This is a genomic window from Paeniglutamicibacter sulfureus, from assembly GCF_030512175.1.
GTDB lineage: Bacteria > Actinomycetota > Actinomycetes > Actinomycetales > Micrococcaceae > Paeniglutamicibacter > Paeniglutamicibacter sulfureus.
Map to the genome: position 1 here is coordinate 2,426,145 of NZ_JAULBL010000002.1, position 15,463 is coordinate 2,441,607.

Sequence of the window (15,463 nt, forward strand, 5' to 3'; positions counted from 1 at the left end):
TTCGCCGAGGAATGCCAACTTATCGGTCGATTGATCGACGGGCAGGGGACACTGCCTTGGCCAGCAGGGCCAGCAATCCGTCGAGCACCAGTGCGAGGCCGGTGACCAGCACGGCACCGACCAGCACCTCGCCGTAGTCGAAGAGGGCCAGCCCGTCGAAGATGTAGCGGCCCAGCCCACCCAAGTTCACGTAGGCGGCGATCGTGGCCGTGGCCACGACCTGCAGGATCGCCCCGCGCATCCCGCCGAGGATCAGCGGCAGCGCCAGGGGAAGTTCGACCTGCAGGATGATCCGCGAATCCTTCATGCCGATGGCCCGCGCTGCATCCACCACCGCGGGCTCGACGTTGGCGACGCCCGCGTATACCCCTGCCAGGATCGGCGGGATCGCGATCAGCACCAGGGCTGCCAGGGGCGGCACCAATCCGATGCCCATCAGGAGCACCAGCAGCGTCATGATGCCCAGCGAGGGAAGCGCCCGCAGCACGTTGGAGGCCGACACCAGGAACACCGTCCCGGTTCCCGTGTGTCCAATGAACAGGCCGACAGGGAATGCGATGACGGCTGCGGCCAGCACCGCGAGAAGGGAATACCAGAGGTGTTCGCCCAGTCGGGCGGGGATACCCGCGTCCCCTGACCAGTTCGCGGCGTCGGCGAAGTAGGAGAGCATCTCGTTGATCATTTGCCCGCCTCCCGGACCGCGGCATCCGGAGCCGCCGGGACGACCGGTTTTTCGCGGCCGTTGGCAGGCCGACGCCTGCCCGTGGACCCTGACGGGGCTGCACCGCTGTGCAGCCAGGGGGTCAGCAGCCGGGCGGCGCCGGCGATGAGGCGGTCAAGGACCAGTGCGAGCGCGAGGATCACAATGATGCCGGCCAGGATCTGGTCGGGGTAGTTGCGCTGGTATCCGGCCACGAACAGCTGGCCCAGCCCGCCGACGCCGATTACGGCACCCACGGACACCAGTGACACGTTTGTCACCGCCGCGACCCGCGTGCCGGCGGCTAGCGGCGCCACGGCCAGCGGCAGATCCACGAACACCCTGCGCCGGGCGCGGGAGTAGCCCAGCGCTTCGGCCGCGTTCAGGACCTCCGGGGCCACCGCGTCCAGCGCGTCAAACACCGTGCGCACCAACAAGGAGGCCGAGTACAGGCTCAGCGCAATGACCACGTTCAACGGGTCAAGGATCTGGGTGCCGATGATCGAGGGAATCACCACGAACAGGGCCAGCGAGGGGATGGTGAAGATCGCGCTGGCCACCGCGGTGATCGCACCCCGGGCGCGCGGCTTGTTCCCGAAGACCAGCCCGAGGGCCAGCGCAACGACCACACCCACCATGGTGGGGACAATGCTGAGGTACAGGTGTTCGAGCGTGAGCGCCCAGGCCTGCCCGGCATTGTCCAGCAGCCACCTCATGCCGGGTTCCGCACGCCGTGGCGCAGGTACGGTGCCAGGTCATCGATGGTCACGCAGGCGGTCGGCACCGAGTCGCCGTTCAGCAACAGTGCCGCCGAGACCGGGGAGGCCAGCACCGCATCAAGTGCCGAGCGCACCGTGTCCCCGCGCCGGACCGCTCCGCCAGCTGCAAACTCCGCCCCCGTGGGATCGATCCATACCGCCCTGCCCTGCGCGGTGTCCAGCCGAAGCTTCCATCCCGGTGCGAGTGTCCCCAGCTCGATCAGGTCGTCGGCGCCGGGGGCGGGAAGCGCGGTGGCCTGCACGTCCTGGAGCGTGGCGAAGGACAGCTGGCGGAAACCGCGGTCCTTGGAGACCATTGAGGCGACAAAGTCGGTGGCCGGCCGCGTGAGGATCTGAAGCGGCGGAGCATATTGGTGAAGAACCCCGCCGGGAGCAAGCACCGCGATTCGGTCGCCCAGGGAAAGTGCTTCGTCGATGTCGTGGGTGACCATCACGATGGTTTTCTTGATCTCCGCCTGGAGGTGCCGGACCTCCTGCTGCAATTCAAGGCGCACGATCGGGTCCACCGCGCTGAAGGGCTCGTCCATGAGCAGGATCGGCGGGTCGGCAGCCAGGGCACGGGCCACGCCTACGCGTTGCTGCTGCCCGCCGGATAGTTGTGCGGGGTAGCGGTTGGCCATCGAAGCGTCCAGCCCCACCCGTTCCATTGCCTCGTATGCCTTGGTGCGGGCCTGGGCCTTGGGGAGTCCCAGCAGGCGCTGGACGGTGGCCACATTGTCCACCACGGTGCGGTGCGGGAACAGGCCTGCATTTTGCAGCACATAGCCGATGCCCAGGCGCAACGTGACGGCCCGGATGTCCGCAACGTCCTGGTCGTCGATGCAGATGCGGCCACTGCTGGGGGTGACCATGCGGTTGATCATGCGCATCGAGGTGGTCTTGCCGCAGCCGCTGGGCCCGACCAGGACGGTAAACGAACCGGTGGGAATTTCCAGGTCCAGGTCGGTCACGGCCTGGGTGCCACCGGGATAGGACTTGGACACTGATTCGAAGGTAATCATTGCTGGTTCTCGGGTCCTATCGGTGGCGGTGCTGCGCGAAAACGGTCAAAAATGGGTTGCTCCCACCGGCGGGAGAGAGCAATTACCCCCGAATCGAACTAGTGTTCTAGTCTTGTCGATTCGGGGGCGTGGTTATGCGTTAGTTGCCCAGCAGTCCCTGGTCTGTAAGCCAAGTGATGGCCGCCTGCTTTGGTTCCACCTTGGCGCTGCCGGAAACCTGCTCGTTGAGCTTGATCAGCTCCTCGGTGCTCAACTTTGCCGAAATTGCATCAAGGGTCTCCACGGCCGTCTCATCGAGCTTGTCCGCGGCGGCCACCGGAACGACCTGCTGCGCAGGGAAGTTGTTCTTGGGATCTTCCAGCACGACCAGGTCGTTGGCCGGGATCGCTGTGCTGGTGGTGAAGATGTTCGCGGCGGTGACCTTGCCGTCGAGCAACGCCTTGACGGTGGCAGGACCGCCGCCATCGGAAATCGGTTCGAACTTGGAGGGCACAAATCCGTAGTTCTTCTCGAGCCCCGGCAGGCCCACGGGACGCTTGTTGAACTCGGGGGGACCGGCCATGACCACCTCGTCGTTGTGTGCCGCAAGGTCCTCGATGGTCGTGAGTGACCACTTGTCGGCGGTGGCACGGGTGACCACCACCGCGTCCTTGTCCTCCGCGGCAGCCGGGGTGAGCATGGTCAGCTTCTTGGCCTCCAGAACCGCAGGAAGGGCCGAAAGGATCGATTCGGGCGAGCTGACATCGGCGTCCTCGTCCAGGGCCAGCAGCAGGTTGCCGGTGTAGTCGGGGATCAGGTCGATGGAACCGTCCTCCAGCGCCGGGATGTAGGCCTCGCGGGTGCCGATGCGGAACTTGGTCTCAACCGTGTACCCCTTGTCCTTCAATGCCTCGGCGTAGAGGTTGCCGATGATCTCGGATTCGGTGAAATCCGCGGAGGACACGACCAGGGTTTGGTCTGTGGCGCCCGATTCATCCGGCGCAGGAGCCGCCGTGGGATTGGAGCATCCGCTGAGAACCAACGAACCGGCCACCACTGACAGGGCGGCGATAAAAGGAAGCTTCATGCGTTTCATGTGTCAGGCCTAGTTCCGTTTCAGTAGTATCTACCGGCGGGTCCGCCTCGGATGCACGTGACCGTCGGTAGGCGGGCTGAACCTATCGTTACCTATTTGGCGTCCGACTAGCAACATCCCGACGCATCCCGCCCACGATATTGTCGAAGCGGCACCGGGCCAGGACCGCCCGCAGAGTGCTTCCACGAGGTTCCTGCCGACTTGCCCACACAGCATTGCAGCCGGATCTAGGTTCCCTGCGTGGTTCCCCAGACCGCGCTTGGACGCCTCCAAGGTTCCTTGGATGGGAGGCACGATGAAGGCAGCACCACAGACGCACCCCCCGGCACCCACGCATCCCCTTCCACGCGCGATACCGGGGACCAAGTGCAAACCCCGCCCGGGAGCATCCAACGAGCCGGAAGCCACGCAGACATGAGCAATGCAGACCCGGAGGTCTTGGCACGCGCCGGCCTCACCCACATCATCGAACCCAACGACCAAACCGGAGCGGCACTCGTGCAGGTCAGCGGAGCGGTGGAAGCGTACCGCATCATCCACGACCACACCGGTCCGGCCCCGGCCCACGAGCAGCAACAGGTCGCCGAACTGCTCGACGCACACGGAGCCAGCCGCGCGAGCCTGCGCCTGGATGCCGGACTCGAACGCTGGCGCCCCCGCGCCGCGCTCGCGGACCCCGAGTCAGACCTCAAGCTCATGTCCACGCTCGGGGGAGGGATCATCCACCCCGGAGACGGGAACTGGCCCCAGGGTTTTGAAGCCCTCGGCCTGGCCGCACCACTGGCCCTCTGGTACCGCGGCACCGGCAACCTCGCCATCCTGCGCGATCCCGCCCGGCTCGCCGCGATCGTCGGATCCCGCGACGCCACCGAATACGGACGCACCGTCACCGCGGAACTGGTCCACGGGCTACGGGCACGCGGGATCTGCATCGTGTCCGGGGGAGCGTATGGCATCGACGCACAGGCTCATCAGGCGGCGCTCGCCGAAGATCCACCCGCCCGCACCCGCCCGGGCGAACCCCTGCTACCTGCCACGATTGCTGTCATGGCAGGGGGATTGAACCGTTTCTACCCGGTCGGCAACGACGACTTGCTCAAGTCCGTCCATCGACAGGGACTGCTCATCGCCGAGGTCGCCCCCGGTGCCACCCCAACGCGCTGGCGGTTCCTTCAACGCAACAGGTTGATCGCCGCGCTATGTGCTGCAACCGTCGTCGCCGAGGCACGCTGGCGCTCCGGGGCGCTGAGCACCGCACGCCACGCGGCGGAAATGGGCCGAGAAGTAGGTGCTATCCCGGGGTCCGTCTTCTCCGCCAACTCCGCAGGCTGCCACCGACTCATCCGGGAGGGCGCGGCCATCCTCGTCACCGACGCCGCCGAGGCACTCGAACTGCTCAAACTCCCCGATCCCGCTCCCGCGGACGTTCAAGCCCAACAGGCAAGCAACGACAGGGAGGAACCCCGGGACTACGACGGGCTGGCGATTCAGGACTTGCTCCTCCTCGACGCCCTGCCCGTACGGTCCCCGCGCACCGCCGACCAGCTGGCGGCGCTCGCCGGACTGGGAATGGGAGCCATCCTCGGAGGACTCTCGCGCCTGTCCACACGCGGACTGGCTGAACGCTCCGGCACCGGATGGATACGCCGCTTTCCCAACGGCAGGGAACCGCAACGCGGAGCTCCGGAACCCCGATGAGACATGCCGGAAGCGCACCGACCGGCGTGGCATCATCGTCCCAGCACGGGGTACGGGAGACAGTAGAGACGTGCCAGAGCCAATCGAACAAACCAACGAAGCCACACGCCTGCCCGCCGAGCTCCAAAGTGCCCGCGACGGCTTCCTGAGATACATGGCCCTGGAGCGCGAACGCAGTGAACACACCTTGCGCGCCTTCGGCAGCGACATCGGCAATCTCTACGCCTACGCCATCCCACGCGGCGCCACGACCTTGGCAGGCCTGGACCTCACCCTCCTACGCGCCTGGCTCATGGCCCTGCAGGAGTCAGGACTCGCCCGCGCCACCCTGGCCCGTCGCTCCGCAACCATCCGCAGCTTCCTCACCTGGGCAGTGCGTGAAGAACTCATCGCCACCAATCCCGCCATCCGGCTGAAATCGCCCAAACGCGAACAACGTCTCCCGCACATCCTTCAGAACAACCAGATCGAACGCATCTTCAAGCCGGTTCCCGTGCCCCAGGGCACACCAGAGGGCAAGGCCCCGGAGCCCACCCGCGAACAGCTCGCGCTCGCCGACCGCGACAAACTCATTCTGGAGTTGCTCTACGCGACCGCCATCCGCGTGGGGGAGCTGGTGTCATTGGACATCAACGATGTCGACCTGGACCGCCGCACCCTACGGGTGATCGGAAAGGGCAACAAGGAACGCACCGTGCCCTTCGGCCAGCCTGCCATGAACGCGGTTGACAACTGGCTGCGGCGGGCCCGACCGGTCTTGCGGACGGACGACTCCGGCCACGCCTTGCTGCTGGGCCGCCGAGGCAAGCGGCTTGACGCCCGACAGGCGCGCCAAGTGGTTTCCGATGCGCTGGCGGCACTGGGTGACACCGCTGCCCGCGGCCCCCACTCACTTCGCCACAGTGCGGCAACGCACCTTTTGGACCGCGGGGCGGACCTGCGCGCGGTCCAGGAGATCCTGGGACATTCCTCGTTGGCCACCACGCAGCTTTACACCCACGTTTCCGTCGAACGGCTGAAGGAGAGCTATCAGCGGGCCCATCCGCGCGCATAATCCGAAGTCATGGTCGAAAGCCGCTGGCCGAACGCCGTATAATCGTGCACAATACTAATCAGGACTTGTTTGACTTCGAATCAGGGTTGTTGACGTTGGGGAAGACGTTCCAACAGCACATCGGAGGAAAGCATGTCTGACGCACTGACCAGGGGCGTACTTTTCGTACACTCGGCCCCCTCAGCGCTGTGCCCGCACATCGAGTGGGCGATCGGTTCCGTTGTCGACCAGCGGACCGATCTGCACTGGACCGAGCAGAGCGCCGCCCCGGGCATGTCCCGGGCGGAAGTCAACTGGACCGGCAAGCCCGGTACCGGTGCTCTTTTGGCGTCCGCACTTCGCGGCTGGGCACACCTGCGCTACGAGGTCACCGAGGAAGCGAGTCCCGGTGTCGACTCGAGCCGTTGGTCCCATACCCCGGAGCTCGGGATCTTCCACGCCACCACCGATGCCGCAGGCAACATCATGGTCAGCGAGGAACGCATCCGCTGGGCTTATGAAAAGGGTGCTGGGGATCCCGCGATTGTCTACCAGGAACTCTCGATTGCCCTCGGCGAGGCCTGGGACGAGGAGCTCGAGCCTTTCCGCTACGCAGCAGAGGGTGCGCCCGTCCGTTGGCTGCACCAGGTCATCTGACCCGTTCTATCCCTGTACCGCCAATGAAGTCATCGACCACTCCTCCTGGTCGATGAGCCAACCGGTGTACTCCTCTACCTGCAGACAAAACGACGCGTAGGGTTTTCACCAGATGAAGTGACGACCGCGAGGTCCGGCTGCAGGCATATACGCAAAGAGCGGTGGCCCGAAGTTCCACGTGAACTTCGGGCCACCGCTCTTTGGTGCCTCAGGCTGCGCCTGCGCGCGTATTAGACGCTTCGGATGGCAACGACGGCATTGTGTCCGCCGAAGCCGAACGAGTTGTTCAGGGCGACGATGGTGCCCTCGGGCAACTCACGCGGCGTGCCGACAACCACGTCCAACGGGATTTCCGGATCCTGGTTTTCCAGGTTGATGGTAACCGGAGCCTTGCGGTGGTACACGGCCAGCACGGCCAAGACCGATTCGACTGCGCCGGAGGCGCCCAGCAGGTGTCCCATCTGCGACTTCGTGGCCGAGACGCATACCTTGTCCAGGTGCGAACCCAGGGCGGCGCGCAGGGCGGTGTACTCGGGCTTGTCGCCCACCGGGGTGGAAGTGGCGTGCGCGTTGACGTGGACCACGTCTTCTGGCTGGATGAGGCCGTCAAACATGGCCGCCTTCAGGGCTCGGGTGGCACCCAGGCCCTGCGGGTCCGGTGCGGTGATGTGGTACGCATCGGCCGTCACCGAGGTGCCTGCCAGTTCGGCGTAGATCGTCGCACCGCGGGCGATGGCATGTTCCTCGGCCTCAAGCACCAAGGCACCGGCGCCTTCGCCCATGACGAAGCCGTCACGGTCGATGTCGTACGGACGCGAAGCATGCTCCGGGTCGTCGTTGCGCTTGGACAAGGCCTGCATGGCGGCAAAGGAAGCCATGGGCATGGGGTGGATGGCTGCTTCGGCTCCGCCGCACATCACCACGTCAGCCTTGCCCGAGCGGATCAGTTCAAGACCGATGTGCATGGCCTCGGTGCCCGAGGCACAGGCGGAAACCGGGGTGTGCGCGCCGGCGCGGGCACCCAGGTCAAGAGACACGGCAGCTGCAGGTCCATTGGGCATCAACATGGGTACTGTCATCGGCAGCACGCGACGCGGGCCCTTTTCCTTCAGGGTGTCCCACGCGTCCAGCAGGGTCCAGACCCCGCCGATGCCGGTGGCGAAGGCCACGGCCAGGCGGTCGTGGTCCATCTCCTCGATGCCCGCGTCCTTCCACGCCTCGCGCGCGGCGACCACGGCGAACTGGGTGGACGGGTCCATGCGCTTCATTTCAACGCGTGAGAGGACCTCGGAGGCCGGGTTGGAGGCCTTGGCGGCAAACTTCACCGGAAGGTTGTAGGTTTCAACCCACTCGTCGGGCAGCAGATGGGCGCCGGAGACACCCTTGAGGGCATTGGCCCACAGGGTCGGAACGTCCCCGCCGATGGGGGTGGTGGCACCAAGGCCGGTGATAACAACTTTGCGAGCCATGTTGAAACTCTCTACTGGTTGGGGGCGAAACGGCTAGCGAGGCTAGCGCGCGATCCAAGCGTCGGACGGTGGCCGAATGGACGGTGTCCGGATTGAATCGGAAATCTGGGGATCGGTGACGAAACCGGTAAAGCTTGTTGGCGTCTCAGGGCCTGCCAACCGGGAAACATGAAGTGAAAACGATGCCTCCCCTTGAAACGTGCTTCCGCGAGGGAACACGCTTCAAGGGGACGCATCACTACTTGGCTTAGACCTGTGCGCCGGCGATGAAGTTCACTGCATCTGCAACGGTCTTGAGGTTCTTGACCTCTTCGTCCGGGATCTTCACGTCGAACTTCTCTTCGGCGTTGACGACGATGGTCATCATCGAGATGGAGTCGATGTCCAGGTCCTCGGTGAAGGACTTGTCCATTTCGACTGCCTCGGTCTCCAGGCCGGTCTCTTCGTTGACGATCTCGGCCAAGCCGGCCAGAATCTCTTCGTTGCTAGCCATGATGGCTCCTTTTCTATGATTGCCGGTACCAAGCCCGACGACTATGCAGACCACAGGTGTGCGGTCCGAATGATGGGTTGTGTCCCTGGAGATAAAGCCTAGGGCAGGACAACGACCTGTGCGCCAAAGACAAGCCCGGCGCCAAACCCAATTTGCAGCGCGAGGCCGCCGGAAAGCTCCGGGTTTTCCTTGAGCATCCGATCCATGGCCATCGGGATCGAGGCCGCGGAGGTGTTACCGGCATTCGCGATGTCGCGGGCGACAACCACGGTTTCCGGAAGCTTCAGTTGCTTCACCATCTCGTCGATGATGCGCATATTTGCCTGGTGCGGGATGAAGGCGACGAGGTCCTCGGAACCGATGCCGGCCTTCTCGAGCGCGAGCTTGGCCATCTTGGCCATCTCCCAGACGGCCCAGCGGAACACGGTCTGCCCGTCCTGGCGAAGGGTCGGCCACAACTGTGCCTCGGTGGCCGCCATCAGGGATGCGCCCTCGGGGGAGGACTCGGCCTGAAGGACCGCATCGCGCAGGTCAAGCTGCGAGTGGGTCATGCTGATGGCGCCCCACTTCGAGCCGTCCGAACCCCAGACCGAGGGTGAGATGCCGGGGATGTCGCTCGGGCCGATGACCACTGCACCGGCGCCGTCGCCCAGCAGGAAGGAGATCGTGCGCTCGTGGTTGTCGATGTAGTCCGACAGCTTCTCGGCACCGATGACCAGCACGTACTCGGCCATGCCGGAGCGAACCAGTGCGTCGCCCTGGGCCACGCCGTAGCAGTAACCGGCGCAGGCGGCGGAAATGTCGAAGGCCGGTGCCGGGGTGGCGCCGATGCGGTCGGCCAGCGCGGCGGCTGCCGACGGGGTGGCATGCGGGAAGGTTACGGTGGAGACGATGACCGCACCAAGCTGGCTGGCCTCGATGCCGGCTGACTTCAGGGCTTCGCGCGCAGCCCCCTCGGCCATGTCCAGTAGCGAGGTGTCAGCCCCGGCGCGGGCGCGGGTCACGATGCCGGTGCGCTGCTGGATCCACTCATCCGAGGAATCGATCCACTGGCACACGTCGTCGTTGGTCACGATGACGTCGGGACGGAAGGAACCCACGCCGTGGATGCGGCTGAATTCGCGCGCGGTGGTTTGGTTCATCACTGCAGTCATGATTCCGGAACTTCCTATGCTTGGGTGTGTTCGAGTACGAAGGCGCGTGCCGCCTCGAGGTCTTCAGGGGACTTCAACGCAAGGGTCGGGATGCCTTTCAGGCCGCGGCGGGCCAGTCCCACCAAGGTTCCTGCCGGCGCAAGTTCGATGATGCCGGTGACTCCCTGTGCGGCGAGCTCCTCCATGCATTTGTCCCAGCGCACCGGACGCGAGACCTGGGCGACCAGCGAGGCAAGGTTCGCTTCGCCACCGGCAACGGCCTGCCCGTCGTAGTTGGACAGCAGCGTGATGGCCGGGTCCTTGGCCTCCAATGTTGCGGAAAGCTCTTGGAGCACCTGCACGGCCGGGGCCATGTGGTGGGTGTGGAAAGCGCCTGCGACCTTGAGCGGAATCACGCGTGCCTTGGCCGGGGGATTGGCTGCAAAGTCCTCGATTTGTTCCAGCGTGCCGGCGGCAACGATCTGGCCGCCTCCATTGGCGTTGGCCGGTGTCAGCCCGGCCGCCAAGATAGCCGCGTTGACCTCTTCGGCGTCTCCGCCCAGGACCGCTGCCATGCCGGTCGGGGTGGCAGCTGCAGCCAAGGCCATGGCGTTTGCGCGCTCGCGCACGAACACCATCGCGTCCTGCTCGCTGAGGGCACCGGCCAGCGCGGTGGCGGTGATCTCGCCGACGGAGTGTCCGGCCAACACGACGTTCGCCGGAAGCTCGTCACCGAAGAGGGCGCGCGCGGCAATGAGGCCTGCGGCAACGATCAGTGGCTGTGCCACCGCGGTGTCCTTGATGGTTTCTTCGTCCGACACGGTCCCGTGGGCGGTCAGGTCACGCTCCGTGATGGCGGAGAGTCCGGCGAGATGTTCGGAAACACCCGGAACCTCGAGCCACGGAGAAAGGAATCCGGGGGTCTGGGAGCCCTGTCCAGGGCACACGATTGCTAGCACTACTCCAGCTTTCCAAAGATGTCGGTCTCGACGGCTGTTTTCGCACACCGACTTGTCGGCGTGCTTTTGTATGAATCCTACAAGGTGGTCGGGCTCTTGCGCGGCACCGATTGCCGCGTTTCGGACAAGATTTCGGTTGTTTCGGCGTCCAGTCGACCCACCACCAACGCGGTTTGCAGCACGAACGCCTCGCGCGGAACCAAGGGATCCCACCCGGTGACGTCGCACACCCTTTTAAGTCTATAGCGCACCGTGTTGGCATGGACGAACAACTCTCGGGCCGTTCCCTCCAGAGAGTGGCCCAGCGACAGATAGCTCGATAGCGTTTCAATCAGGCCGTTTCCAGCTTTGATGAGCGGCTTGTAGATCCCCGAGACCAGCGCCTCGCGCGCCTCGGAGTCGTTGTTCATGACTCGCTCGGGCCAGAGGTCATCGGCATCCACCGGTCGCGGAGCCAGTGGCCAGGCCTTGGCGGCGGCGATGGCGGCGAAGGCTGCCTTGGCGCTGGCGGAGGCTTCCTTGAGCGTCGGGGCCAAGGGACTGTAGACCACCGGTCCTTCGCCGAAAAACGTGGCGAGCCGGTCCAGCCCGGCCCGGTCGGCTTCCACGCCGCCGAGCATCAGGATGGCGCGTTCACCGTGGACACCGACCAGCGAGTCGCGGGCATAGCGGGCTGCCGCGCGGCGGAGTTCACTGACGAATCCCACCTGGGAGGAGGCCGGGGTTGCTCCGATCATCACCAAGATGTTTTCGTGCGACTTCCAGCCCACGGCGGCAATCCTGGAGCGGAGGGAATCCTGGGATTCTCCGCGCATGACGGCATCCACCACCAGTGCCTCGAGCCGCGAGTCCCAGGCACCGCGTGTCTCTGCCGCCCGGGCATACACGTCGGCCGCGGCGAAGGCGACCTCCCGCGAGTAGCGCAGGACCGCCTCGCGCAATTGCGTGTGCTCGGCCTCCGGGGCGATGTCAGGAACCTGGGATTCAACGACCTCGACAATGGTGCGGATCAGTTGGAGGGCCTTTTGCAGGCTGATGGATCGCGTCAGTTCGGTGGGTGCGGCGCCGAAGACGTCGTTGAGCACCCACTGCGGGGAAGTGGTGGGCCGTTCGTACCAGGAGACGAAGGAAGCAATTCCCTTCTGCGCCACCAAGCCCAGCGCCGCGCGCTCTTCGGGCCGCAGTCCCCGGTACCAAGGCAGTGACTGGTCCAGGTGCTTCAGCGCCACCGTGGAGAGCACGCCCAGGTGCTGCTTGAGCCTTTTGAGGGTTTCCGGGCTGGCCTTGGCTTGCCGGAAGGGCCGGATCCGCTGTGCCGGATTCGACGTTTGCTCATCACTCATAGAATGAGCATACGCATCATCACGCCGACGAACTATTTTGTATGTTTCACACAATGACGTTCGACACTTCCGGGGTGCCGAGGCCCGGCGGTGGAGCGCACCGCAGGATCATTCCGGGCAGCCAATACGAGGGCAGACGAAAACGGCGGTGGCGCCGATTTACCCCACGTGTGGGGAAACCGGTGCCACCGCCGTTGATCGGCTACTGCCAGAAGCTAGGCGTCGCCGCCCGCGTTGCCACTGGTGCCGGCGGTGACGTCGTCGAGCTTGTACTTGGCAAAGGCCTGGGCCGGAGCCGAGGCATCGACCTCCCCGCGCTTGGCCAGCATTTGCAGGGTGCGAACAACCACCGAGTGCGCGTCGATCTTGTAGAAGCGACGTGCGGCGGCGCGGGTGTCGGAGAAACCGAACCCGTCGGCGCCCAGGGTGGCGAACTCATTGGGCACGAACTGGCGGATCTGGTCCGGTACGGCCTTCATGTAGTCGGTCACCGCAACGATCGGGCCGGTGGCCCCTGCCAGCTGCTGGGCAACGAACGGCACGCGCGGTTCGGCAGCCGGGTCAAGGAACGACTGCTCCTCGCACTCCAGGCCGTCGCGGCGCAGCTCGTTCCAGGAAGTCACGGACCAGACATCGGCCGACACCCCCCAGTCCTCGGCCAAAATGCGCTGTGCATCAATGGTCCACGGCACCGCCACACCGGAGGCGAGCAGCTGGGCCCGCGGTCCGTCGACGGTGGCCGGGGAGACCTGGTAGATGCCGCCGAGCACGCCGGCAACATCGAGGTTCTCCGGTTCCTTGGGCTGCTGGTAGGGCTCGTTGTAGATCGTGATGTAGTACATCACGTCGGGGTTCTCGTGCTTGCCGCCATACATGCGCTCCAGGCCGGCCTTCATGATGTGACCGATCTCGTACCCATAGGCAGGGTCGTAGGTGATCACGGCAGGGTTGGTGGAGGCAAGGATCGGGGAGTGCCCGTCGGCATGCTGCAGGCCCTCGCCGGTCAGCGTGGTGCGACCTGCGGTGGCGCCCATGATGAACCCGCGGGTCATCTGGTCGCCGGCTGCCCAGAAGGCATCGCCTGTGCGCTGGAAGCCGAACATCGAGTAGAACACGTAGATCGGGATCAACGGTTCGTCGTGCGTGGCGTAGGCGGTGCCCGCGGCGGTGAAGGCGGCAACCGCGCCGGCTTCGTTGATGCCCGGGTGGATCAGCTGCCCGAGCGGAGATTCCTTGTAGGCAAGGACCAGTTCGCGGTCCACCGACAGGTAGTTCTGTCCGTCAGGGTTGTAGATCTTCGCGGTCGGGAAGAACGAGTCCATGCCGAAGGTGCGGGACTCGTCGGGAACGATCGGCACAACGCGCTTGCCGAATTCCTTGTCGCGCATCAGGTCCTTGAGCAGACGCACGAACGCCATGGTGGTGGCGGCCTGCTGCTTGCCCGAACCGCGGGCGGCGACCTCGTAGGCCTTCTCCTCCGGCAGGTGGATTTCCCTGGACTTGGTCCGGCGCGAAGGCACGGCACCGCCCAGGGCCTCGCGGCGTTCCATCATGTACTTGTACTCGGCCGAGTCCTGCTCCGGACGGTAGTACGGAGGCATGTACGGGTCGGCTTCAAGCTGCTCGTCGGTGATCGGGATGCGCAGGTGGTCGCGGAAGGCCTTCAGGTCCCCGAGCGTCATCTTCTTCATCTGGTGCGTGGCGTTGCGGGCCTCGAAGTGGGGGCCCAGGCCGTAGCCCTTGACGGTCTTGGTCAGGATGACCGTCGGCTTGCCCTTGAACTCGGTCGCTGCCTTGTACGCTGCGAAGACCTTGTGGTAATCGTGGCCGCCTCGCTTGAGGTTCCAGATTTCCTCGTCCGTCAGGTTGGCCACCAGTTCCTTGGTCTGCGGTGACTTTCCGAAGAAGTGCTCGCGGACGAAGGCGCCGTTTTCGGCCTTGTAGGTCTGGTAGTCGCCGTCCGGGGTCTGGTTCATGATGTCGACCAGGGAGTTGTCGGTGTCGGCATCGAGCAGGGCATCCCACTCGCGGCCCCAGACAACCTTGATGACATTCCAGCCGGCGCCGCGGAAGAAGGCCTCAAGCTCCTGCATGATCTTGCCGTTGCCGCGAACCGGCCCGTCAAGACGCTGCAGGTTGCAGTTGACCACGAAGGTCAGGTTGTCGAGCTTCTCGTTGGCGGCAAGCTGCAACAGACCGCGCGATTCCGGCTCGTCCATCTCGCCGTCGCCCAGGAAGGCCCAGACGTGCTGGTCGGAGGTGTCCTTGATGCCGCGGTTCTGCAGGTAGCGGTTGGACTGCGCCTGGTAGATCGCGTTCATCGGGCCAATGCCCATGGAGACGGTCGGGAATTCCCAGAAGTCCGGCAGCGAGCGCGGGTGCGGGTAGGACGGCAGTGCATGTCCCTCGCGGGACTTTTCCTGGCGGAACCCGTCCATGTCCTCTTCGCTCAAGCGTCCTTCGAGGAAGGCGCGAGCGTACATGCCGGGGGAGGCGTGGCCCTGGAAGAAAACCTGGTCGCCGCCGCCCGGGTGGCTTTTGCCCCGGAAGAAGTGGTTGAAGCCCACTTCGTACAGGGTCGCTGCTCCGGCGTAGGTGGAGATGTGTCCGCCGACGCCGACCCCGGGGCGCTGCCCGCGGTGCACCATGACGGCGGCATTCCAGCGCATGAAGGCGCGGTAGCGGCGTTCAATCTGTTCATCGCCGGGGAACTCCGGTTCCTGGTCCACCGGGATCGTGTTGACGTAGTCGGTGGTGGTGACCATGGGGACGCCCACGCTCTTGGCGCCAGCGCGCTGGAGCAATGAACGAACAATGTACTGGGCACGCTCGGTGCCCTGGGTTTCGACCAGATCATCGAAGGACTCAATCCATTCGGCGGTCTCCTCCGGATCCCGGTCCGGCAACTGGCTAGTCAAGCCGCTACGGATGTGAGAAATGTGTTCCTCTACAGCCACGTCCATCTTCTCCTCGTTATGGGGTACAGCGGGGACTGCGGGCCGAGCGCTAGATTGCATGCCTCGAACCGCAGTGGCGGTGCAAGCGCCAAAGTTGTGGCCCGTTCCCCAAGGGTGGTTGGTCGCGGACCGCCGATTACACTCTAATGCGCATGGGGACCCAAAA

At 65.0% G+C, this 15,463-nt stretch carries 13 protein-coding genes; 3 read left to right on the top strand and 10 right to left on the bottom strand.

Features of this window, described 5'->3' with window-relative positions; all coding sequences use genetic code 11:
* Positions 1–19: 19 nt before the first annotated feature.
* The 4 genes from Q2T94_RS17680 to Q2T94_RS17695 form a co-directional block, all read right to left on the bottom strand.
* On the bottom strand, positions 20–682 hold the full coding sequence (locus Q2T94_RS17680; protein ID WP_302266000.1) for an ABC transporter permease: 663 nt from the start codon (positions 680–682) through the stop codon (positions 20–22).
* The gene (locus Q2T94_RS17685; protein WP_264269690.1) at positions 679–1,416 is read right to left on the bottom strand and encodes an ABC transporter permease; all 738 of its coding nucleotides are present in this window, start codon (positions 1,414–1,416) and stop codon (positions 679–681) included. The genes Q2T94_RS17680 and Q2T94_RS17685 overlap by 4 nt, the downstream gene beginning before the upstream one ends.
* The gene (locus Q2T94_RS17690; RefSeq protein WP_302266001.1) at positions 1,413–2,480 is read right to left on the bottom strand and encodes an ABC transporter ATP-binding protein; all 1,068 of its coding nucleotides are present in this window, start codon (positions 2,478–2,480) and stop codon (positions 1,413–1,415) included. The genes Q2T94_RS17685 and Q2T94_RS17690 overlap by 4 nt, the downstream gene beginning before the upstream one ends.
* A gap of 139 nt (positions 2,481–2,619) precedes the next feature.
* Positions 2,620–3,546 (bottom strand): ABC transporter substrate-binding protein, encoded by a 927-nt coding sequence (locus Q2T94_RS17695; RefSeq protein ID WP_302266002.1) that lies wholly within the window; start codon positions 3,544–3,546, stop codon positions 2,620–2,622.
* Between the two features lie 423 nt (positions 3,547–3,969).
* Here Q2T94_RS17695 and Q2T94_RS17700 point away from each other — a divergent pair, with 423 nt between their 5' ends.
* From Q2T94_RS17700 to Q2T94_RS17710, 3 genes are all read left to right on the top strand, one after another.
* Complete coding sequence (locus Q2T94_RS17700) at positions 3,970–5,253, top strand: DNA-processing protein DprA (RefSeq protein WP_302266003.1); 1,284 nt, start codon at positions 3,970–3,972, stop codon at positions 5,251–5,253.
* Between the two features lie 154 nt (positions 5,254–5,407).
* Entirely contained in the window at positions 5,408–6,307 is a 900-nt protein-coding gene (locus Q2T94_RS17705; protein WP_436836849.1) for a tyrosine-type recombinase/integrase, read from the top strand.
* 132 nt (positions 6,308–6,439) lie between these two features.
* Positions 6,440–6,943, top strand: a complete 504-nt coding sequence (locus Q2T94_RS17710) for a DUF3145 domain-containing protein (RefSeq protein WP_071215384.1) — start codon at positions 6,440–6,442, stop codon at positions 6,941–6,943.
* A gap of 230 nt (positions 6,944–7,173) precedes the next feature.
* On the opposite strand, the gene Q2T94_RS17715 is transcribed toward Q2T94_RS17710, so the two are convergent.
* The 6 genes from Q2T94_RS17715 to aceE form a co-directional block, all read right to left on the bottom strand.
* The gene (locus Q2T94_RS17715) at positions 7,174–8,412 is read right to left on the bottom strand and encodes a beta-ketoacyl-[acyl-carrier-protein] synthase family protein (protein WP_264269686.1); all 1,239 of its coding nucleotides are present in this window, start codon (positions 8,410–8,412) and stop codon (positions 7,174–7,176) included.
* A 247-nt stretch (positions 8,413–8,659) separates the two neighbouring features.
* Positions 8,660–8,905: an acyl carrier protein gene (locus Q2T94_RS17720; protein WP_217388104.1), complete on the bottom strand. Its 246-nt coding sequence runs from the start codon at positions 8,903–8,905 to the stop codon at positions 8,660–8,662.
* Positions 8,906–9,003: 98 nt separating this feature from the next.
* The gene (locus tag Q2T94_RS17725; RefSeq protein WP_302266005.1) at positions 9,004–10,059 is read right to left on the bottom strand and encodes a beta-ketoacyl-ACP synthase III; all 1,056 of its coding nucleotides are present in this window, start codon (positions 10,057–10,059) and stop codon (positions 9,004–9,006) included.
* A gap of 14 nt (positions 10,060–10,073) precedes the next feature.
* Entirely contained in the window at positions 10,074–10,997 is a 924-nt protein-coding gene (locus tag Q2T94_RS17730; protein WP_302266006.1) for an ACP S-malonyltransferase, read from the bottom strand.
* A gap of 77 nt (positions 10,998–11,074) precedes the next feature.
* Positions 11,075–12,340, bottom strand: a complete 1,266-nt coding sequence (locus tag Q2T94_RS17735; protein ID WP_264269683.1) for a PucR family transcriptional regulator — start codon at positions 12,338–12,340, stop codon at positions 11,075–11,077.
* Between the two features lie 215 nt (positions 12,341–12,555).
* Positions 12,556–15,303, bottom strand: a complete 2,748-nt coding sequence (gene aceE / locus Q2T94_RS17740; RefSeq protein WP_264269682.1) for a pyruvate dehydrogenase (acetyl-transferring), homodimeric type — start codon at positions 15,301–15,303, stop codon at positions 12,556–12,558.
* Between the last annotated feature and the right edge of the window lie 160 nt (positions 15,304–15,463).